The following is a 19,369-nucleotide window of genomic DNA, read 5'->3' on the forward strand; positions in this document are numbered from 1 at the left end:
GTCCAAAAAACAAAGCGAGGAAACCCCATGACCAAGCACGAGCTGTTCGAGCGCCTGAGCGCCATCCTCCAGGAAACCTTCGACATCGAGCCCTCCCGCATCATCCCGGAGGCGCGGCTGCACGACGACCTCGACATCGACAGCATTGACGCCATCGACCTGCTGGTGCGCTTGAAGCCCATCGCCGGCCAGCGCGTTCCGCCGGAAGTGTTCCGCTCCGTGCGCACGCTGCAGGACGTGGTGGACGCGCTGTACGGCCTGCTCGGCAGCGACTCCGCCGCGGCGTGAAGCGTCTGCGTCCGGTGCTGTTGGGGCTCTTGAGCCTCGCCTACCCGCCGCTCGTCTATCTGGGGCTGGGCCACTTCGAGCCCCGCTGGATGGCGTTGCCCCTGGCGGCCATGGCGGTGGTGCGCGCGGTGGCCACGCGGGAGAAGATGTGGCTCGCGGCCGCGGTGGGCGCGCTGGTGCTCGCGGGCTCCAGCATGCTGGGCAACAACGCCCTGCCCCTGAAGCTCTATCCGGTGCTGGTGAACGGAGTGCTCCTCGCTGTCTTCGCCACCAGCCTGGCCTATCCGCCCAGCGTGATTGAGCGGCTGGCGCGGCTTCGGGAGAAGGACCTGCCGCCGTCGGGCGTGGCCTACACGCGCAAGGTGACGCAGGTGTGGTGCGGTTTCTTCGTCCTCAACGGCGCGCTCGCGCTCACCACGGCGCTCTTCGCGAGCGACGCGGCCTGGGCGCTCTACAATGGCCTCATTGCCTACGGCCTCATGGGCCTGCTCTTCGCCGGCGAATGGGTGGTGCGGCAGCGGGTGCGCGCACGGCACGCCCATGGCTGAGCCGCTCGCGCTCGAAACCCTCCTCGTCCACGGCCGTCCCGCCGGGCACCCCGTGGCCCGAGGCGAGGACGGCGTGCGGGACGCCGGTGCGTTCCGCGCCCGGGTCGCCCGCTGGCGCGCGGCCTTCACCGCGCACGGAGGCCAGCGCTTCGCCCTCTTCACCGAGGACACCTTCGACTTCGCCACCGCGCTCTTCGGCGCCTGGCACGCGGGCGCGTGCGTCTACCTGCCCGCGGACGCGCGCCCCGCCACGCTGGACGCGCTGAAGGCCCATGTCGACGGCTTCGCGGGCCGGGCCCCGCAAGGCCAGACGCCGCTCGCGCCCGCGGGGAACGAGGACGTCGCCCCCGCCGCGCTCCAGGCGCTCTCACCGGACCTCGCCGCGCTGGTCGTCTACACGTCCGGCTCCAGCGGCGAGCCCACCGCCATCCCCAAGCGCCTGTCGCAGCTGTCCAGCGAGGTGGCCACGCTGGGCCGCCTGTTCGACGCGGACGTGGGCGACGTGCCGGTGCTGGCCACCGTGTCGCACCAGCACATCTACGGCCTGCTGTTCCGGGTGCTCTGGCCGCTGACGTCGGGCCGCCCCTTCGACACGCACGTCCTGCCCTATCCGGAGGACATCCTGGCCTCGCTCCAGACGGGCCCCGGCCTGCTGGTGGCGAGCCCCGCGCACCTGAAGCGCCTGCCCTCGACGCTGGACTGGGCGGCCGCGCGCGGGAACCTGCGCGGGCTGTTCTCCTCCGGCGGGCCGCTCACCCCCGAAGCGCTCCAGGCCTGCCGGGACCTGCTGGGCCGGGCGCCGGTGGAGGTGTACGGCAGCTCGGAGACGGGCGGCGTCGCGTGGCGCCGGCGCGACACGGACGACGGCGCCTCCTGGCGCACGATGCCGGGCGTGGAGGTGCGCGCGGAGGAGGACGCGCTCTGGGTCCGCTCGCCCCACCTGGCGCTGCCCCCGGGCGAGTGGTTCACCACGGAGGACCGCGCGCGGCCCGTGCCCGGCGGCTTCGAGTTGCTGGGGCGCCGCGACCGGCTGCTCAAGCTGGAGGAGAAGCGCGTGTCGCTCTCCGCCATGGAGCGCGCGCTCGTGGCCAGTGGCCTCCTGCGTGAAGCCCGGGTGCTGCCCCTCACCGAAGGGCACCGCGTGATCCTGGCGGTGGTGGGGGTGCCCTCCGCGGACGGCTGGCAGCTCCAGGAGTCGGGCGGCAGGCGGTCCCTGGGTCAGGCGCTGCGCGAGAAGCTGGCCCCGCATTTCGAGTCCAGTGCCTTGCCGCGCCGGTTCCGGTATCTGGAGGCCATGCCGGTGAACTCGCAGGGCAAATCCACCGAGGCGGCGCTCGCCGCGCTCTTCGATCCGAAGCGTCCCCCGTTCCGCGTGCTGGAGCGCTCCGGCGAACGCGCGCTGCTGGCGGTGGACGTCCCCGCCAACTCGCCGTACTTCGACGGGCACTTCCCGGGCTCGCCCATCCTGCCCGGCGTGGTGCAGCTGGACTGGGCGCTGATGCTGGGCCGCGAGCACTTCGCGCTGCCGCCGGACTTCCAGCGTATCGAGACGCTGAAGTTCCAGCAGGTCATCCCGCCCGGCGCGCAGCTGACGCTGGAGCTCACCTGGGCGAAGGAGTCCGGGCGGCTGGGGTTCAAGTTGACGTCGGCCGCGGGCTCGCACGCCAGCGGCCGCATCGTGTTGGGCGGAGGGGCAGGATGAAGGTCTGCGCGGTGATTCCGGTCTACAACCACGGCGAGGCCGTGGGCGCGGTGGTGAAGGCCGTCCGGGGCCACGGGCTGCCCTGCGTGCTGGTGGATGACGGCAGCGAGCCCGGCTGCGCGGCGGTGCTGGACGGCCTGGCGCGCGAGGACAGCGAGCACGTGGAGGTGGTCCGCCTGCCCCAGAACGAGGGCAAGGGCGGCGCGATGATGGCGGGCCTGCGCGCGGCCCTCTCCCGGGGCTACAGCCACGCGCTTCAAATCGACGCGGACGGCCAGCACAACGCGGGCGACATCCCCCGCTTCCTCGCGCTGGCGAAGGCGCAGCCGGACATGCTGGTGTGCGGCACGCCCGTCTACGACGAGTCCGTGCCCAAGGGCCGGCTGTACGGCCGCTATGCCACGCACATCTGGGTGTGGATCAACACGCTGTCGTTCGCCATCCGCGATTCCATGTGCGGCTTCCGCGTGTATCCGCTGCAGCCCACCGTGGCGCTCATCGACTCGGTGAGGATTGGCAAGCGGATGGACTTCGACGTGGAGGTGCTGGTGCGCCTGTTCTGGCGCGGCATGCGCATCCTCAACCAGCCCACCCAGGTGCGCTACCCCACCGACGGCATCTCCCACTTCGACGTGCTCTGGGACAACGTGCGCATCTCCGGCATGCACGCCCGGCTCTTCTTCGGGATGCTGGGCCGGCTGCCCGTGCTCCTCTGGCGGAAGGTGGCCAGATGAAGTCCCGCCATTGGGCGGAGATGGGGGAGACCACCTTCGTCGCGGGCATCTGGATCCTCTACTGGATCCACCGTCTGCTGGGCCGCTGGCCCTTCCGCCTCTGCCTCTACCCGGTGGTGCTGGTGAACTGGCTGAGGCGGCCCGCGCTGCGTCAGGCGTCCGGCCAGTACCTGGAGCGGGTGCAGGCCGCCACCGGGGCCCTGGGACATGCGCCCCGCCGGCGCGACAGCGTGCGGCACGTGCTGATGTTCGCGGAGACCATGCTGGACAAGCTGCTCGCGGTGAGCGGGCGCTACCGCTTCGAGCGCGTCCGCACAGAAGGCCGCGAGGAGTTCTACCAGGTGGCCACGTCCGGCCGGGGCGGCGTCATCGTCACCGCGCACATGGGCTGCCTGGAGCTGTGCCGCACCATGGCGGAGCGCCGGGGCGAGGTGAAGCTCAACATCCTGGTGCACACGCTGCACGCGGAGCAGTTCAACCGCCTGCTCAAGCGGCTCAACCCGGAGAACGACTTCCGGCTGATGGAAGTCACCGACATGGGCCCGGCCACCGCCGTCGCGCTGAACGAGCGCGTGGAGGCCGGCGAGTTCGTGGTCATCGCGGGCGACCGCATCCCGGTGAATTCCGCGCAGACCGTGCGCGTCGACTTCCTCGGGCACCCGGCGCCATTTCCGGTGGGCCCCTACGTGCTGGCGGCGCTGCTCAAGTGCCCGCTCTACCTGCTGGGCTGCATCCATGAAGGCGACGGCTACACCATCCACTTCGAGCGCCTCTTCGAGCGCGTCGTGCTGCCCCGGGGCAAGCGCGAGCAGGCGCTCACCGACTGTGCCCGGCACTACGCGGGCCGGGTGACGGCGCTCCTGCAGCGCGCCCCCTACGACTGGTTCAACTTCTTTCCCTTCTGGGATCAGGTGCATGTCTCCGCGAAGCCCCCAACTCTCTGACACTCCGGTCCGCTTCGACGGCACCCGGCTGACGCTCGAGGACGTGGCCGCCCTGTCGCGGCGCGAGCGCCCCGCGGAGCTGGGCACGGCCCCGGCCTTCCGCCAGCGCATCGCCAAGGGCGCCGCGTTCCTGGACCGCCTTTTGGCGGAGGACGGCGTCATCTACGGCGTCACCACCGGCTACGGTGACTCCGTGACGGTGTCCATCCCGCCCGCGCTCGTGGCGGAGCTGCCGCACCACCTCTACACGTACCACGGCATCGGCGCGGGCCGGTTCCTCACGCCCGAGGAGACGCGCGCGGTGCTGGCCACGCGGCTGGCGTCCCTGTCGCAGGGCTTCTCCGGCGTGGGCATTCCGCTGCTCACCCAGCTGGAGCTGCTGCTCAAGCACGACGTGCTGCCCCTGATTCCCGCGGAAGGGTCCGTGGGCGCGTCCGGAGACCTGACGCCGCTCTCCTACGTGGCGGCGGTGCTCTGCGGCGAGCGCGACGTCTGGTACCGGGGCGAGCGCAGGCCCGCGGCGCAGGTGCTCCAGTCGCTGGGCATCGCGCCGCTCAAGCTGCGCCCGAAGGAGGGCCTGGCCATCATGAACGGCACCGCCGTGATGACGGCCCTGGCGTGCCTGGCGTGGGAGCGCGCGGAGTACCTGTCGCGGCTCGCCACGCGGCTGACCGCCTTCAACGTGCTGGCGAGCGCCGGCAACGCGCACCACTTCGACGAGACGCTCTTCGCGGCGAAGCCTCACGCGGGCCAGCAGCGCGTGGCGGCCCGGCTGCGCGCGGACCTGGTCACGGACCGGCCTCCGCGCAACGAGCAGCGGCTCCAGGACCGGTACTCGCTGCGCTGCGCGCCGCACGTCATCGGCGTGCTGGAGGACGCGCTGCCGTACTTCCGCACGCTCATCGAGAACGAGCTGAACAGCGCCAATGACAACCCGCTCATCGACCCGGATGGCGAGCGGGTGCTGCACGGCGGCCACTTCTACGGCGGCCACATCGCCTTCGCCATGGACGGGCTGAAGACCGCGGTGGCCAACGTGGCGGACCTGCTGGACCGGCAGCTGGCGCTGCTGGTGGACCCGCGCTTCAACCACGGGCTGCCCGCGAACCTGTCCGCGTCCACCGGCGCCCGCGCGGCCATCAACCACGGCCTCAAGGCAGCGCAGATCAGCGTCTCCGCGTGGACCGCGGAAGCGCTGAAGCAGACCATGCCCGCGTCCGTCTTCTCCCGCTCCACCGAGTGCCACAACCAGGACAAGGTGAGCATGGGCACCATCGCCGCGCGCGACTGCCTGCGCGTGCTGGAGCTGACGGAGCAGGTGGCCGCGGCCATGCTCATCGCCGCGCGCCAGGGCGTCACCCTGCGCCAGCGGCTGGACGCGGACGCGAAGCCGGGCCCCGCGCTGGCCGCGATGCAGGCGGATCTGGAAGCGCGCATCCCCTTGCTGGTGGAGGACCGGGCGCTGGACGTCGAGCTGCAGGGCCTGCTCACCGCCATCCGCCGCCAGGAGTGGAGGCTTCATGAAGCCTGACCTGAGCTGCGAGCTGCTGATTGACCCGGCGTTCCACGATCTCGACATGATGGAGATCGTCTGGCACGGCCACTACGTGAAGTACCTGGAGCTGGCGCGCGCCGTCATCCTGCGCAAGCACGACTACGACTGGCCGCAGATGCGCGAGTCCGGCTACGGCTGGCCCGTGGTGGAGATGAAGCTCAAGTACGTCTCCCCCATCCGGTACAAGCAGCGCATCATCGTGCGCGCCGAAATCACCGAGTGGGAGAACCGGCTGCGCTTCGACTACCTGCTGCGCGACGCGGACACCGGCCGCAAGGTGAACCAGGCCCACACCATCCAGGTCGCCGTGTCGTTGAAGACGGGTGAGATGGAATACGTCTGCCCGGAAGTCCTCTGGCAGAAGCTGGGAGTGAGGCCGGAATGAAGCCCTTCCTCGTGTTGACCTTCGCGCTCGTGTCCCTGAGCGCCCACGCCGCGGACCTGGTGAAGGACGTGCGCGCACGGCTGGTGGACGCGCCGCTGGTGCGCGGCCGGTTCGAACAGAAGAAGTCCGTGGCGGGCTTCAAGAAGCCGCTCGTGTCCAAGGGGGACTTCCTCCTCGCCCGCGACCAGGGCGTGCTGTGGAACACGCGCACGCCGTTCGCGTCCACGCTGACACTCACGCGCAAGTCGCTGAGCGCGCAGCAGGCCACCGGCGGCGCGGCCTACCACCTGGACTCCACCAAGGAGCCCGCGCTGGCGGCGGTGAACGAGCTGCTCTTCGCGCTCCTGTCCGGCGACGTCGCGGCGCTCCAGAAGCGCTTCAAGGTGGAGGGTGAGCTCGTCGGCGACAAGGGCTGGAAGCTGGAGCTGACGCCCACGGACGCGGGGCTCGCGCGCGTCTTCAAGCACATCCACCTGGAGGGCGACGGCTACGTGCGCCAGGTGCAGCTGGACGAGTCGCGCGGCGACAGCAGCGTCATCACCTTCGAGCAGCTGGCCCAGACGCCTCCCCCCGACGCGACGGAAGCAGAGCGCCTTGGCAAATAAGCTGGCCATCCTCTGGGCCCTGGTGGTGCTCGCGGTGGGCGTGCACCAGGTGCGATTCTGGCGTTCGGCGAGCCTGGACACGGACGTGCTCGCGCTCCTGCCGGAGGACGAGCAGGCGCCCGAGGTGGACGCCGCCACGCGCAAGCTCGCGGACGACGCGGGCCGGCAGCTGGTGCTGCTGGTGGGCGCCAACGACTGGCCGTCCGCGCAGAAGGCCGCGGACGAGGCCACGCGCGTGCTGTCGGAGGCCTCCGGCCTGCTGGAGCCGGCGGTGGTGGACACCTCCACGCTGGACCAGGCGGTGGAGTTCTACCGTCCCTACAGAGACCGGCTGCTCACGCCCGCGCAGCGCCAGTGGCTGGCGAAGGCGACGCCGGACGAGCTGGGCGGCACGGCGCTGATGAAGCTGTACCAGCCCGCGGGCGCGCAGCTGACGGACTGGAACGCGGATCCGCTGGGCCTGTGGCAGGACTGGTGGCAGGCCCGCGCGGCGGAGACGTCCGCCCGCCCCCGCGACGGACGCATGTGGCTGTCCGGCGAGGGGCGCGAGTGGGTGCTCCTGATGTGGAAGAGCAAGGTGTCCGCCTTCGCGCTGGGGGACGGCTCGCGCGTCACCGCCGCGGTGGAGCGGGCGCGCTCGACGGTGGAGGCAGCGGTGCCCGGAGGCCGGCTCGTCGCCGCGGGCGTGCCGCTGTACGCGGAGGCCGCCGCCGCTCAGGCCAGCTGGGAGATGTCCACCATCGGCTTCGGGTCGCTGGCGGCGGTGCTCGTCTTGGTATGGCTCACCTTCCGGTCGCTGCGGCCCATCCTCCTCGTGGGCGTGTCGCTCACGCTGGGCTGCGCGGTGGCGCTGACGGTCACCGCGCTCGTGTTCGACCGGGTGCACCTGCTCACGCTCGTCTTCGGCTCCAGCCTGGTGGGCGTGGCGGAGGACTACGGCTTCCACTACTTCGCCGCGCGCCAGGGCAAGGCCCCGTCGGAGCGCGGCCCGGTGATGCGCGCGCTCTTGCCCGGCATGGTGCTGGCGCTCGTCACCAGCGTGGTGGCGTACCTGGCGCTGGGTGTCGCCCCCTTCCCGGGCCTGCGGCAGATGGCCGTCTTCTCCGCCGCCGGCCTCACCGCCGCGTTCCTCACCGTCGTGTGCTGGTTCCCGTCGCTGGACACGGGCGCCCTGCCCATCACGTCCTTCTCCGAGCGCTTCTCCGCGTCCATCACGCGCTGGCCGCGCATCACGTCCACGCCGCTCTGGTGGGGGACGGGCGCGGTCCTCGCGGTGCTCGTGGCCGTGGGCCTCTGGAAGCTGGAGCCCCGGGACGACCTGCGCCAATTGCAGGGCGCGCCCCCGAACCTCATCGCGGATCAACGCGAACTGGGGCGCCTGCTGGGCCTGCCCAGCCCCGCGCAGTTCTTCCTGGTGCAGGGGGACAGCGACGAACAGGTGCTCGCGCGCGAGGCCGTGCTGAAGACGAAGCTGGACGCGCTGGTGGCCCAGAAGGTCTTCGCGGGCTACCGCGCCGTGTCCGACTGGCTCCCATCCGAAGCGCAGCAGCGCGAGGACGCGGCCCTGAGCGCCCGCGCGGAAGGCCTGGCCGTCGCCGCCGTCAGCGAGTCCACGGGTGAGGCCCCCACGCGCGCCGCCTTCTCCCAGGAGCCGCTCACGCTCCAGCACTTCCTCTCCGGTCCCGCCGCGGCGGCCATCCGGCAGCAGTGGCTGGGGACGCTGGGCAAGGCGCAGTACAGCGTCCTCATGCTGCGCGGCCTCAACGACCCCAAGGTGCTGCCGCGCCTGGAAGAGGTGGCGCAGGGCCTGGAGGGCGTCCGCTGGGTGGACAAGACGGCCGAGATTTCAGGCCTGCTCAGCCGCTACCGCCGCATCATGGGCGGCCTCATCGTCGCGGGCTACCTCGCGGTGCTGCTCACGCTGGTGGCCCGCTTCGGGCGCCAGGCGTGGCGCGCGTGGGTGCCGTCCGTGCTGGGCACGCTCCTGACGCTCGCCATCTTCGGATGGGCGGGCGCGCCGCTGCAGCTGTTCACCGTGCTCGGGCTGGTGCTGCTGCTGGGCATGGGCGTGGACTACGGCATCTTCCTCCTGGAGCACCCCGGTGACGGCTCCGCGTGGCTCGCGGTGGCGCTGGCCGGTGTGAGCACGCTCCTGTCCTTCGGGCTGCTGGGCCTTTCCGCCACGCCCGCGCTGCGGTCGTTCGGCCTCGCCATGCTGCTGGGCGAGGTCACCATCTGGATCCTCACCCCTTGTTTCCGTCTACCACCCGGGAAAGCCACACATTGAAAACTGAAACTGCGGACATCCTCATCATTGGCGCGGGCCCCGCGGGCTCCGTCGCGGCCGGTCTCCTTCGCAAGCAGGGGCGTGACGTCCTCGTGCTGGAGCGCGAGCAGTTCCCGCGCTTCTCCATTGGCGAGAGCCTCCTGCCGCAGAGCATGGAGTACATCCAGGAAGCGGGCTTCCTCCAGGACGTGGTGGAGGCGGGCTTCCAGTTCAAGAACGGCGCGGCCTTCGAGCGCGCCGGCAGGTACACGGACTTCGACTTCCGCGACAAGTTCAGCCCCGGCTGGGGCACCACCTACCAGGTGGAGCGCGGCACCTTCGACCACGTGCTGGCCAAGGCCGCGGAGAAGAAGGGCGCCACCGTCCGCTTCCGCCACGAGGTGCTGTCCGTGGACTTCTCCGGCGAGCAGCCGGAGGTGACGGTCCGCTCCCCCGAAGGCGAGACGTACCTCGTGAAGGCGCGCTTCGTCCTGGACGCGAGCGGCTTTGGCCGCGTGCTGCCCCGCATGCTCAACCTGGAGACCCCGTCCAACTTCCCCGTGCGCGGCGCCATCTTCACGCACGTGCAGGACAACATTCCGGTGGGCACCTTCGACCGGAACAAGATCCGCGTGACGACGCACCCGGAGCACGTGGACGTCTGGTACTGGACCATCCCCTTCTCCAACGGCCGCTGCTCGCTGGGCGTGGTCGCGAAGAAGGAATTCCTGGACCAGTACACCGGCACGGACACGGAGCGGCTGCAGGCCATCGTGAAGGAGGCCCCGTCGCTGCGGAACCTGCTGAAGGACGCCGTCTGGAGCATGCCCGCGCGCAAGCTCACCGGCTACGCGGCCAACGTGAAGTCGCTGTGGGGGCCGGGCTTCGCGCTGCTGGGCAACGCGGGTGAGTTCCTGGACCCGGTGTTCTCCTCGGGCGTCACCATCGCCTTCAAGTCCGCGAGCCTCGCCTCGGCCTGTATCGCCCGCGCGTTCGCGGGGGAGAAGGTGGACTGGGAGAACGAGTACGCGAAGCCGCTCAAGGCGGGCGTGGACACGTTCCGCACCTTCGTGGAGTCCTGGTACGAGGGCGGCTTCCAGGACATCATCTTCCACCCGAACCCGTCGGAAGACGTGCGCCGGATGATCTCCGCCATCCTCGCGGGCTACGCGTGGGACAAGAACAACCCCTACGTCTCGGACAGCAAGCGGCGCCTGACCGTCCTCGAGGGACTGTGCAAGCCCGCCGCCTGATCCCCGCCCTGTTCGTCGCGGGCCTCGTGGCCTGTACCTCCACGCCCCGGCCCCGGCCCGCCCCTCCCGGCGAGCCGTTGCCGGAGCTGCGCCTGGCTCCCGCCGCTCTCGGGGCGTCCGTGAGCCTGGCGCAGCAGCTGGTGTTCGCGCACGAGCAGGACCCGGGCGGCCCCCGCTCCCTGGAGGCCCTCCTGGAGGTGGACCCGGCCCAGCTGCGGCTGGCGGGGCTGGCCCTGGGGCAGCGCATCCTCACGCTGCGCTGGGACGGCAGCAGACTGGACGAGGAGCGCGACCCCCGCCTACCCGCCCAGTTCAACTCCGCCCTGGTGCTGCGGGACGTGCAGCTCGTCTACTGGCCGGCCGACGCCGTGCGCGCTGCCCTGCCCGCCGGGTGGACGCTGGAGGACGGCCCGGCGCAGCGGACCCTGTCGAAGAACGGCAGGGAATGGGTGACGGTGCGCTACGATGGCTCGCCGCGCTGGGAAGGGCGCACGCAGCTGACGAACCACTCCGAGCACTACCAGCTCACCATCGAATCGCGCTCGGCCGAGTGACACCCCATGTCTCCTCCTGTCTTCCTCAACCAGCTGGGCCTTGTCTGCGCGTTGGGCTCCGGGAAGCAGGAGGTGGCCCGGGCCCTGTTCGCGGACACCGTCTCCGGCGTCGCCTCCCATGACGGGTTCGCGGACCGGCCGCTGCACGTGGGGCTCGTCACCTCTCCGCTCGCGGCCCAGGACGCCCTGCCCCCTTCGCAGCACAGCCGCAACAACGCGCTGCTGCTCACCGCGCTGGCGCAGATCCGTCCGGAGGTGGACGCCGCCCTCGCCCGCTTCGGCCCCGCGCGCGTGGCGGTGGTGCTGGGCACCAGCACCTCCGGCATCGGCGAGAGCGAGAAGGCCATGGCCAGCCACCTGGCCACGGGCGAGCTGCCCGCGCGCTTCCACCTGCACCAGCAGGAGCTGGGCTCTCCAGCGCTGGCGCTGGCGCACGTGGTGGGCGCAAAAGGCCCCGCCTACGTCATCTCCACCGCGTGCTCCTCCAGCGCCAAGGCCCTGGCCAGCGCGGCGCGGATGCTGCGCGCGGGCAGCGTGGACGCGGTGCTGACGGGCGGCGTGGACTCCCTGTGCCGCTTCACCGTCGCGGGCTTCCGCGCGCTGGACTCCGTGAGCGAGGAGCGCTGCAACCCGATGAGCGCCCACCGCCACGGCATCAACATCGGCGAGGCCGCCGCGCTCTTCCTGATGACCCGCGAGCCGGGGCCGGTGCGCCTGTCCGGCTGGGGCGAGTCCTCCGACGCGCACCACATCTCCGCGCCGGAGCCCCACGGCAAGGGCGCCATGGCCGCCATCCAGGAGGCCCTGAAGCGCGCGGGCCTTGCACCGGAGCAGGTGGACTACGTGAACCTGCACGGCACCGCCACGGTGCAGAACGACGCCATGGAGACGCGCGCGGTGCACGCGCTCCTGGGGCCGGGCGTGAAGGCCAGCTCCACCAAGCCGCTCACCGGCCACACGCTGGGCGCCGCGGGCGCGCTGGAGGCGGCGTTTGCGTACCTCACGCTGGTGGACAACCCGGAGGGCCACCTGCCCGGACACTTCTGGGACGGGGCCGTGGACGACTCGCTGCCGGCGCTGTCGCTGGTGAAGCCGGGAGAGTCGCTGGGGCGCCCGGTGAAGAGCGTGCTGAGTAATTCCTTCGCCTTCGGGGGCAGCAACGCCGCCCTCGTGCTGGAGCGCGCATGATGCGCATCGTGATTGATCAGCCCATTGAAGAGCTGGTGCCCCACGAGGGGCGCATGCGGCTGCTCGACCGCGCCCTGGAGGGCGACGCGGACTCGCTGCTCGCGGAGGTCACCGTGCGCGAGGACAGCCTCTTCTGCTCCGACGGCGCCGTGGGCGGCTGGGTGGGCATCGAGTACATGGCGCAGGCCGTGGCCGCGTGGGCCGGGTGGCACTCGCGCAAGCGCGGCGGCACGCCCCGGGTGGGCTTCCTGCTGGGCACCCGCCGCTACGAGTGCAGCCGCCCCGTCTTCAAGACGGGCGAGACCCTGCGTATCGAGGTCCAACGCCAGTTCTCCGCGGACAACGGGCTGGGCCAGTTCGACTGCACGCTCAGCATCGGGACGGAGAAGGTCGCCACGGCGGCGCTGACGGTCTACGAGCCGCAACCGGGGCAGGACCTGGGAAGGGGCAACACAGATGGGTGACAAGACGGTGCTGGTGACGGGCTCCAGCCGGGGCATCGGCCGCGCCATCGCGCTGCGCCTGGCCCGCGACGGCTACGACGTGGTGGTGCACTGCAAGAGCAAGCGCGAGGAGGCCGAGGCCGTGGCCGCCCAGGTGCGCGAGGCCGGCCGCGAGTCGCGCGTGCTCCAGTTCGACGTGTCGGACCGAGCTGCCACGCAAGCCGCGCTGCTCGCCGACGTGGAGGCCCACGGCTGCTACTACGGCGTGGTGTGCAACGCGGGCATCGCTCGCGACAACGCGTTCCCCGCCATGACGGCCGAGGAGTGGGACGGCGTCATCCACACCAACCTGGACGCCTTCTACAACGTGCTCAACCCGCTCACGATGCCCATGGTGCGCCGCAAGAAGCCGGGCCGCATCGTCACGCTGTCGTCCGTGTCCGGGCTCATGGGCAACCGGGGCCAGGTGAACTACAGCGCGGCCAAGGCGGGCATCATCGGCGCGACGAAGGCGCTGGCGGTGGAGCTGGCCAAGCGCAACATCACCGTCAACTGCGTGGCGCCGGGCCTCATCGACACGGAGATGGTGCCTCCGGAGGTGCTGGAGGAGGCGCTGAAGATCATTCCCGCCCGCCGGATGGGCAGACCCGAGGAGGTCGCCGCCGCGGTGAGCTTCCTCATGGCGGAAGACGCGGGCTACATCACGCGGCAGGTGATTTCGGTGAACGGGGGGATGATCGGATGAAGCGCGTAGTGGTCACCGGAGTCGGTGCGCTGAGCCCGCTGGGTCACGACTGGAAGACGGTCGAGGCGCGGCTGCGTGCTCGCCAGAACGCCGTCCAGGTCATGGAGCCCTGGAAGGAATACGAAGGTCTGAACACGCGGCTGGGCGCGCCCGCCCTGCCGTTTGAATTGCCGCCGTCCGCGTACTCGCGCAAGACGACGCGCACCATGGGCCGCGTGGCGCTGATGGCGACGCGGGCCAGCGAGCTGGCGCTCCAGGACGCGGGCCTGCTGGGTGACCCGCTGGTGAAGGGCGGGAAGATGGGCATCGCCTATGGCTCCTCCGCGGGGACGCCGGAGAACATGGGCGACTTCGGGAAGATGATCACCCACAAGACGACGGAGGGCATCACCGCGACGACGTACCTGCGGATGATGTCCCATACGGCGGCGGTGAACATCGGCGTCTTCTTCGGCATCACCGGGCGCATCATCACCACCTCCAGCGCGTGCACGTCCGGCAGCCAGGGCATCGGCTACGCGTATGAGGCCATCAAGCTGGGCCGCCAGGTGGCGATGCTCGCGGGCGGCGCGGAGGAGCTGGACGCCACGGGCGCGGCGGTGTTCGACACGCTGTTCGCCACCAGCACGAAGCACAACGAGGCGCCGCACCAGTCCCCCCGCCCCTTCCACGCCCAGCGTGACGGGCTGGTGCTGGGTGAGGGCGCGTGCACGCTGGTGCTGGAGGAGCTGGAGCACGCGAAGGCGCGCGGCGCGACCATCCACGCGGAGCTGCTGGGCTACGGCACCAACAGCGACGGGCGGCACGTCACGCAGCCCAACGCGGACACCATGGCGGAGGCCATGAAGCTGGCGCTGGAGGACGCGGGCGTGCCGGCCTCCGCCATCCCCTACGTCAACGCGCACGGCACGGCGACGGACACGGGCGACGTGGCGGAGAGCGCGGCGACGAAGGCCGTCTTCGGGGAGAAGGTCGCCATCTCCAGCCTCAAGAGCTACATGGGCCACACGCTGGGGGCCTGCGGCGCGCTGGAGGCGTGGATGACCCTCCAGATGATGCGCTCGGACTGGTTCGCGCCCACGCTGCACCTGACGGCGGACTCCGTGGATCCCAAGTGCGCGCCCCTGGACTATGTCATGGGCGAGGGACGTGCTTTGCAGACGGACCTGGTGATGACCAACAACTTCGCCTTCGGCGGCATCAACACGTCGTTGATCTTCCGCCGCTGGCCTTGATGCCTGGAGACCCCGCCATGAAGAAAGCCCTCCTGTTGCTGGCACTGACGGCCGCGAGCCCCGCCCTGGCGCGCGACACCGTGACCAAGGTGAAGCTCGCGGACGTGCTGGCGCTGCCCGAGGCCAAGGAGAAGCTGGACGGCTCCGTGAAGTTCTACCTGGAAGGCGCCAAGACGCCCAACGTGCTGAAGACGCTGGGCAGCGACACCACGAACAAGAAGACCAACGGCGTGGGCAAGTCCGACGACTACGCCTGCAAGTGGGCCGCCCTCTCCGCGCTCATCGCCCTGCAGGACGGCGCGAAGAAGAACGGCGCCAACGCGGTGGTCCACATCGTGAGCTACTACAAGAAGGTGGAGTCCAAGAGCGCCACCGAGATCGAGTGCCACGCCGGCAGCTTCGTCACCGGCGTCGCGCTCAAGGGCGACTACGCCACGATCGCCAAGTAGTCCCGAGAGGCGGCCCGCGCGGCGGAACGCTACCGCCGCGCCGGCACCTCGATGCGGCAGACGCTCTCCGGAGCCAGGCTCCGCGAGCGCATCCAGGCCTCCAGTTCCTGGTCGATGCGCGCCGCCGCCTCCGCGTTGAAGCGGCGGTTGTCCTGGAGCTTCCAGCCCTGCGGGTAGTTGCCCGAGTAGCCATTCACCGTGGGCACGCCGTGCTCGCCGGACGCCCAGACGGCGTCCAGGTGATACTTCCACTCCTGCGCCTCCCCGGACGTCGGCGCGTAGAAGAAGGTCGCGCAGCCCGGTGCGATGCGCGCGGCCACCGCCTCCACGTCCGCGCGGGCCTCGTGCCTGTCATAGACGGGGCCGGTGAGCCCCTGCTCCAGCAGGCACAGCGCGCCCAGGCCCACCGCCAGCGCCGCGCGCCCCGAGTCCCACTGCCGCTGGAGGTACAGGGCCAGCCCCACGCCCGCGGGCACCAGCAGCCACAGGCCAATGCGGGACAGGGCCCGGATGGCCGCCGCGCCGGGCACGCCGTGGAAGACGAGCCACCAGGGCGTGAAGCCGCCGGTGTAGCGCGACGCGAGCAGCAAGGTGGCCACCGCCAGGACGAGCAGCAGCCGCACCGAGGTCCGCGAGCGCGCCTGCCACAGGCCGATGCCCGCCAGCACGGGCGTGACGAAGCCGAAGCCCAGCCGGTGCTCCCACGGCACCGGCATGCGCTGGAAATGGGAGAAGCCGTTGGTCCACCCGTACAGCCAGCTGTCCTGGCCCACGAAGAACCAGCTCCAGAAGCGCGGCACCATGGGAGACACGTCCCCGAAGCTGCGCAGGCCCACCGTGCCAATGGCCTGACGCGAGTGCAGGACCAGCGGCGCGAGCACCACCAGCCCTACGATGCCGAAGCCCACGAGCGCCGGGAGGTGGCGGCGCAGCGCCGTCAGCAGCGGGCCGCGCGTGTCCCGGACGGCGAGCCCGGCGATGAACGCCAGGAGCAGGAAGAAGAAGAGGAACCAGCCCCAGTAGAAGCCCGCGTAGAGCTGGGCCACGAACGCGCCCACGAGCAGCGCGGACCAGGCGATGCCCCGGCGCCGGTCCGTCTCCGGCCGCGTCAGCGCGATGACCGCGCCCATGGCGACGAGCGCGAAGAACTGTCCTTCCAGCTGCGGGTGGTTGAGCTGGTTGATGCGCGGAGCACCGGCCGTGAAGAGCACCGCGCCCACGACGGCAGGAAACACGCGCAGGCCGAAGCCCCGGCGCAGGAGCCACACCGCCGCGGCGTAGTTGAGCGCGGCCATGGTGAGCGCCCACGCCTGCCAGGACAGGTCCGCGCCCAGGCCCAGGACGCGCCACATCCAGTAGAACGGCGCCACGCCCAGGAGCACGTCGGAGTACGCGGCGACGTTGGGCTCGGGGTGGAACATCGGCGGGTCCCAGAAGCGCGCGTGCGCCGGGTCTCCGGACACGAAGCGCCAGCCGTGCTCCAGGATGTAGTGGTTGAAGCGCACGTCGCCCTCGTCGCCCTGCACCAGTCGCAGCCCGGACAGGAGGGCGGGATGGTGCGACAGCAACAGGGCCAGCACGCCACCGGCGAGGATGAGCAGGACGGCGCGGGTGCGTTCCGAGACGGCGGTTCCCATGAGCGCCGGGAGCGTTAACACACCGGGCACGTTCGCTGGAACGACGGAGGGCGTCTGGAGAGCACGCCCTCCGTCACGGCCGCGAGGGGCGCTTCAGCGGATGGGCAGGTCCAGCCAGGACGGCGCGCCCAGCGACAGCGTGGCGCCGGTGGTGTTCGCGTCCAGGTAGAGCGGGTCCTCCGTGTCCACGACGAGCGCCAGCCGGTGCAGCACGGGCACGTCATAGGCCGTGGCGGGGAACGCCAGGTCCAGGTCCAGCGGCACGCCCGGCGTGGCGCCCTTCCAGCTGAGCGGCACGTGGGTGATGAGGCCGCCGTAGTCGCCGAGCAGGTCGTACAGGTACGCGACGACCGTGCCCGATGAGGTGGAGGGCGTGACGCGCAGACGGAGCGTGGCCGAGCCACGGATGGAGATGCCGCTCAGGGTGGTGGACGACGTCCAGACGCCCGCGTTGAGGCGGTTGACGCCCGGCAGCCAGACGATGGGCGGGATGCCCGTCAACGCCTGGAGCCCGTTGGTCAGGAGCGCCACGCCGGCGTCGGCGTTGGTGTCGAAGCCGGACCAGACGGTCCGCGAAGCACTCGAGGCCGGCGTGCCGCCCAGGGTGCCGGTGCCGTCCAGGAGGCGGATGGCGCCCAGGCCGTAGCGCTGCGTCCCGGTGGAGACCTGGGCCCACGACGCATAGCCCTCCGTGTCGCCGTCATGGGTGCGCAGCACGACGGGCGCCTCGCGGGAGATGCCGGTGTCCACGCCCGCGACGTACTGGTCCATCCAGCGCGTCACGCTGGTCCAGACGCCGTTGGGCAGCCCCAGCAGGCCCGTGGCCTCCACGACGGCGTGATCACCCGGGGCGAACTCCAGGCGCTTGGGGCCGGCGAGCTGGCCGTAGAACGACACGAGCTGGTTGGGCGGGAAGAGGCTGTCGCCGTAGGCATTGGCCATCAGGATGGCGGGCCTGTTGGCGTTGATGCGCTGGATGTACGTAGCGGCCGAGCGCACGCGGCCCCAGGCCTTGATGGACTCGATGTTCCGGTTGGCGAAGTAGTCGTTGATGGTGGTGGTCAATTCAGGGCTGGGCCGGCCCAGCAGGGTCGCGGCGAGGTTCAACAGCGCCACGGCCTGCGGACGGCGCGTCTCGCCACCGAACAGCGACGCCACCAGGTCCGACCAGCCGGAGAGCGCCGCCACCGCCTTCACGCGCGAGTCGAAGCCGGAGGTGATGAGGGCGATGCCCGCGCCATACGAGACACCCGCGAGCCCGATGCGCGAGGGATTCGCCGTGGTGTTGGCGAGCATCCAGTCCAGGACGCGCGAGGTGTCCGCGATGTCCACCGGCCCGGCCGTGTCGATGCCGCCGCCGGAAGCCCAGAAGCCGCGCGGCGTGTACGAGAGCGCCACGTACCCCTTCTCCGCCAGAACCTTCGCCTGGGCCAGGTACTCCAGATCGTTGAGTCCCCAGCTGGAGATGAACACCACGGCCGGATGCGGCCCGGGCGTGGTGGGTGCGATGTAGTTGGCCTTGAGGACGGTGCCGTCGCTGCCGGGGATGTCCACGAACCGGAAGCCCGTGGTCGGGACCGCGAAGCTCGTGAGCGGCAGCAGCAGCAACAGCAGGACCACTGGCAAACGCTTCGTCATGGAGACACCTGGGGGGCGGCGGGGAAGATTGACGTGCCGCCAATATGCGAGGCGCTGATTTTCGAGTCAATACACAGACGCGGAAAGCCAGGATTCCAAATCAAACACAATGTTCGTCATCCCGGCGCGACGTTCATTGGAGAGCGCTTCGACGATCCGCGTGACGGACTCGGGGGCTTTCCTGGCGCACAGTCCCGCCATGCGAAGGCTCAACGCACTCACGCTCACCAGCGTCCTGCTCGTCAGCAGCGCGGTGTTCGCCTGTGAAACATGCCGGCCCGCCGTGGAGGCCGGCATCTTCAACGAACACTTCTGGGGCCGGCTGGCCATCACCCTGCTGCCCTTCGGGGTCATCCTCGCTGTCGTTACTCCGCTGCACTTCCTGGGGCGTGAGCGATGAACCGGGGACCGCTGCTCTCCGCGGGCGTGATGCTGGGCGTGGGCCTGGGCGGCTTCGTGGATGGCATCCTGCTGCACCAGCTGCTGCAATGGCACAACATGCTCTCCAGCCACCTGCCGCCGGACACGCTGGTGAACGCCAAGGTGAACATGTTCTGGGATGGCCTCTTCCATGCCTTCACCTGGCTCATGACCTTCAGCGGCCTGGTGCTGCTCTGGCGCGCGGGCCTGAGGACGGACGTGCCGTGGTCCTCGCGCACCTTCGCCGGGTGCCTGCTGGGAGGCTGGGGCCTCTTCAACGTCGTCGAAGGCCTCATCGACCATCAGCTGCTCGGCGTGCACCACGTGCGCACCGGCCCGTCCCAGGTCGCCTGGGACGTGGGGTTCCTCTTCTTCGGCCTGGCCCTGCTGCTCGCGGGCGGAGCGTTGATCCGCGCGGGCCGTGGGGACGTCACGCCCCGGGGCGGCACCGTCAGGGCTTGAGGCCGGCGGGACACCGCGCCGCGCCATTGTCCCGGGGTCCCAACCCGGGACTTCGAGTGCGCGTGGCGTCCAGAACGCAATGGCTGGGATGAAACCGCCGTTTGCGCTGTTGGCGACACGCCCGCGTGCGCCAGAGTGCGCCACCCGTCACGGGCACATCCAGGAGCCTCCATGTCGTTCCGTTCCAGACCGAAGTTTGGCGCCGCGCGCATGACGCTCGGCGTCTGCGCTTCCGCGTTCATCACCGCGTGCGCCTCCACCGCGCCCGCGGAGAAGTCCCCGCCGCAGGCCCAGGCCTCCGCCACGCCGGCCCCTGCC

At 70.8% G+C, this 19,369-nt stretch carries 20 protein-coding genes; 18 read left to right on the forward strand and 2 right to left on the reverse strand.

What is annotated here, in order from left to right; all coding sequences use genetic code 11:
* Positions 1–27: 27 nt before the first annotated feature.
* Genes D7X96_RS06110 through D7X96_RS06185 form a run of 16 tightly spaced genes read left to right on the forward strand, consistent with a single transcriptional unit; the run spans position 28 to position 14,894 of the window.
* A complete protein-coding gene (locus D7X96_RS06110) occupies positions 28–288 on the forward strand; it encodes an acyl carrier protein (protein WP_120549225.1) in 261 nt (86 codons plus the stop codon).
* Positions 285–836 carry a COG4648 family protein gene (locus D7X96_RS06115; RefSeq protein WP_120549226.1) on the forward strand — a complete coding sequence of 184 codons (552 nt, stop codon included), beginning with the start codon at positions 285–287 and terminating at the stop codon, positions 834–836. Before D7X96_RS06110 ends, D7X96_RS06115 begins: the two co-directional genes overlap by 4 nt.
* Positions 829–2,538 (forward strand): ApeI family dehydratase, encoded by a 1,710-nt coding sequence (locus tag D7X96_RS06120; RefSeq protein WP_121769228.1) that lies wholly within the window; start codon positions 829–831, stop codon positions 2,536–2,538. The genes D7X96_RS06115 and D7X96_RS06120 overlap by 8 nt, the downstream gene beginning before the upstream one ends.
* Positions 2,535–3,272: a glycosyltransferase family 2 protein gene (locus D7X96_RS06125; RefSeq protein ID WP_120549228.1), complete on the forward strand. Its 738-nt coding sequence runs from the start codon at positions 2,535–2,537 to the stop codon at positions 3,270–3,272. The genes D7X96_RS06120 and D7X96_RS06125 overlap by 4 nt, the downstream gene beginning before the upstream one ends.
* Complete coding sequence (locus tag D7X96_RS06130) at positions 3,269–4,216, forward strand: lysophospholipid acyltransferase family protein (protein ID WP_121769229.1); 948 nt, start codon at positions 3,269–3,271, stop codon at positions 4,214–4,216. Before D7X96_RS06125 ends, D7X96_RS06130 begins: the two co-directional genes overlap by 4 nt.
* Positions 4,188–5,747: an HAL/PAL/TAL family ammonia-lyase gene (locus D7X96_RS06135; RefSeq protein ID WP_121724202.1), complete on the forward strand. Its 1,560-nt coding sequence runs from the start codon at positions 4,188–4,190 to the stop codon at positions 5,745–5,747. The genes D7X96_RS06130 and D7X96_RS06135 overlap by 29 nt, the downstream gene beginning before the upstream one ends.
* Positions 5,737–6,156 (forward strand): acyl-CoA thioesterase, encoded by a 420-nt coding sequence (locus D7X96_RS06140; RefSeq protein ID WP_120549231.1) that lies wholly within the window; start codon positions 5,737–5,739, stop codon positions 6,154–6,156. The genes D7X96_RS06135 and D7X96_RS06140 overlap by 11 nt, the downstream gene beginning before the upstream one ends.
* Positions 6,153–6,761, forward strand: coding sequence for a LolA family protein (locus D7X96_RS06145; RefSeq protein ID WP_120549232.1), 609 nt, complete (start codon positions 6,153–6,155; stop codon positions 6,759–6,761). The genes D7X96_RS06140 and D7X96_RS06145 overlap by 4 nt, the downstream gene beginning before the upstream one ends.
* Positions 6,751–9,048: an MMPL family transporter gene (locus D7X96_RS06150; RefSeq protein WP_120549233.1), complete on the forward strand. Its 2,298-nt coding sequence runs from the start codon at positions 6,751–6,753 to the stop codon at positions 9,046–9,048. The genes D7X96_RS06145 and D7X96_RS06150 overlap by 11 nt, the downstream gene beginning before the upstream one ends.
* Positions 9,045–10,280, forward strand: coding sequence for an NAD(P)/FAD-dependent oxidoreductase (locus D7X96_RS06155; protein WP_120549234.1), 1,236 nt, complete (start codon positions 9,045–9,047; stop codon positions 10,278–10,280). Before D7X96_RS06150 ends, D7X96_RS06155 begins: the two co-directional genes overlap by 4 nt.
* Positions 10,262–10,834, forward strand: a complete 573-nt coding sequence (locus D7X96_RS06160) for a DUF3261 domain-containing protein (protein WP_167510804.1) — start codon at positions 10,262–10,264, stop codon at positions 10,832–10,834. Before D7X96_RS06155 ends, D7X96_RS06160 begins: the two co-directional genes overlap by 19 nt.
* Before the next feature lie 6 nt (positions 10,835–10,840).
* Positions 10,841–12,022 (forward strand): beta-ketoacyl-ACP synthase, encoded by a 1,182-nt coding sequence (locus tag D7X96_RS06165; protein ID WP_120549235.1) that lies wholly within the window; start codon positions 10,841–10,843, stop codon positions 12,020–12,022.
* Positions 12,019–12,486: a hotdog family protein gene (locus tag D7X96_RS06170; RefSeq protein ID WP_120549236.1), complete on the forward strand. Its 468-nt coding sequence runs from the start codon at positions 12,019–12,021 to the stop codon at positions 12,484–12,486. Before D7X96_RS06165 ends, D7X96_RS06170 begins: the two co-directional genes overlap by 4 nt.
* A complete protein-coding gene (fabG, locus tag D7X96_RS06175; RefSeq protein WP_121769230.1) occupies positions 12,479–13,210 on the forward strand; it encodes a 3-oxoacyl-ACP reductase FabG in 732 nt (243 codons plus the stop codon). The genes D7X96_RS06170 and fabG overlap by 8 nt, the downstream gene beginning before the upstream one ends.
* Positions 13,207–14,445: a beta-ketoacyl-ACP synthase gene (locus D7X96_RS06180; RefSeq protein WP_120549238.1), complete on the forward strand. Its 1,239-nt coding sequence runs from the start codon at positions 13,207–13,209 to the stop codon at positions 14,443–14,445. Before fabG ends, D7X96_RS06180 begins: the two co-directional genes overlap by 4 nt.
* A 17-nt stretch (positions 14,446–14,462) precedes the next feature.
* Positions 14,463–14,894 carry an excinuclease ATPase subunit gene (locus tag D7X96_RS06185; protein ID WP_120549239.1) on the forward strand — a complete coding sequence of 144 codons (432 nt, stop codon included), beginning with the start codon at positions 14,463–14,465 and terminating at the stop codon, positions 14,892–14,894.
* A 29-nt stretch (positions 14,895–14,923) separates the two neighbouring features.
* Here the strand turns inward: D7X96_RS06185 and D7X96_RS06190 are convergent, their stop codons facing one another.
* Positions 14,924–16,531, reverse strand: coding sequence for a hypothetical protein (locus tag D7X96_RS06190; RefSeq protein ID WP_121769231.1), 1,608 nt, complete (start codon positions 16,529–16,531; stop codon positions 14,924–14,926).
* Positions 16,532–16,624: 93 nt separating this feature from the next.
* On the reverse strand, positions 16,625–18,169 hold the full coding sequence (locus D7X96_RS06195; RefSeq protein ID WP_120549241.1) for a CocE/NonD family hydrolase: 1,545 nt from the start codon (positions 18,167–18,169) through the stop codon (positions 16,625–16,627).
* 199 nt (positions 18,170–18,368) lie between these two features.
* Here D7X96_RS06195 and D7X96_RS06200 point away from each other — a divergent pair, with 199 nt between their 5' ends.
* Both D7X96_RS06200 and D7X96_RS06205 read left to right on the forward strand, forming a co-directional pair.
* Positions 18,369–18,569, forward strand: a complete 201-nt coding sequence (locus tag D7X96_RS06200; protein ID WP_147442779.1) for a hypothetical protein — start codon at positions 18,369–18,371, stop codon at positions 18,567–18,569.
* Positions 18,566–19,051 (forward strand): DUF2243 domain-containing protein, encoded by a 486-nt coding sequence (locus tag D7X96_RS06205; protein ID WP_121724837.1) that lies wholly within the window; start codon positions 18,566–18,568, stop codon positions 19,049–19,051. The genes D7X96_RS06200 and D7X96_RS06205 overlap by 4 nt, the downstream gene beginning before the upstream one ends.
* Positions 19,052–19,369: the final 318 nt, after the last annotated feature.

It is taken from the genome of Corallococcus interemptor, from assembly GCF_003668875.1.
GTDB lineage: Bacteria > Myxococcota > Myxococcia > Myxococcales > Myxococcaceae > Corallococcus > Corallococcus interemptor.

Coding starts and splice junctions, on each gene's coding strand:
- fabG (WP_121769230.1), top strand. CDS start 12,479: ATGGGTGACAAGACGGTGCTGGTGACGGGCTCCAGCCGGGGCATCGGC.
- D7X96_RS06165 (WP_120549235.1), top strand. CDS start 10,841: ATGTCTCCTCCTGTCTTCCTCAACCAGCTGGGCCTTGTCTGCGCGTTG.
- D7X96_RS06120 (WP_121769228.1), top strand. CDS start 829: ATGGCTGAGCCGCTCGCGCTCGAAACCCTCCTCGTCCACGGCCGTCCC.
- D7X96_RS06190 (WP_121769231.1), bottom strand. CDS start 16,531: ATGGGAACCGCCGTCTCGGAACGCACCCGCGCCGTCCTGCTCATCCTC.
- D7X96_RS06135 (WP_121724202.1), top strand. CDS start 4,188: ATGTCTCCGCGAAGCCCCCAACTCTCTGACACTCCGGTCCGCTTCGAC.
- D7X96_RS06170 (WP_120549236.1), top strand. CDS start 12,019: ATGATGCGCATCGTGATTGATCAGCCCATTGAAGAGCTGGTGCCCCAC.
- D7X96_RS06195 (WP_120549241.1), bottom strand. CDS start 18,169: ATGACGAAGCGTTTGCCAGTGGTCCTGCTGTTGCTGCTGCTGCCGCTC.
- D7X96_RS06180 (WP_120549238.1), top strand. CDS start 13,207: ATGAAGCGCGTAGTGGTCACCGGAGTCGGTGCGCTGAGCCCGCTGGGT.
- D7X96_RS06125 (WP_120549228.1), top strand. CDS start 2,535: ATGAAGGTCTGCGCGGTGATTCCGGTCTACAACCACGGCGAGGCCGTG.
- D7X96_RS06110 (WP_120549225.1), top strand. CDS start 28: ATGACCAAGCACGAGCTGTTCGAGCGCCTGAGCGCCATCCTCCAGGAA.
- D7X96_RS06200 (WP_147442779.1), top strand. CDS start 18,369: ATGCGAAGGCTCAACGCACTCACGCTCACCAGCGTCCTGCTCGTCAGC.
- D7X96_RS06145 (WP_120549232.1), top strand. CDS start 6,153: ATGAAGCCCTTCCTCGTGTTGACCTTCGCGCTCGTGTCCCTGAGCGCC.
- D7X96_RS06130 (WP_121769229.1), top strand. CDS start 3,269: ATGAAGTCCCGCCATTGGGCGGAGATGGGGGAGACCACCTTCGTCGCG.
- D7X96_RS06140 (WP_120549231.1), top strand. CDS start 5,737: ATGAAGCCTGACCTGAGCTGCGAGCTGCTGATTGACCCGGCGTTCCAC.
- D7X96_RS06185 (WP_120549239.1), top strand. CDS start 14,463: ATGAAGAAAGCCCTCCTGTTGCTGGCACTGACGGCCGCGAGCCCCGCC.
- D7X96_RS06205 (WP_121724837.1), top strand. CDS start 18,566: ATGAACCGGGGACCGCTGCTCTCCGCGGGCGTGATGCTGGGCGTGGGC.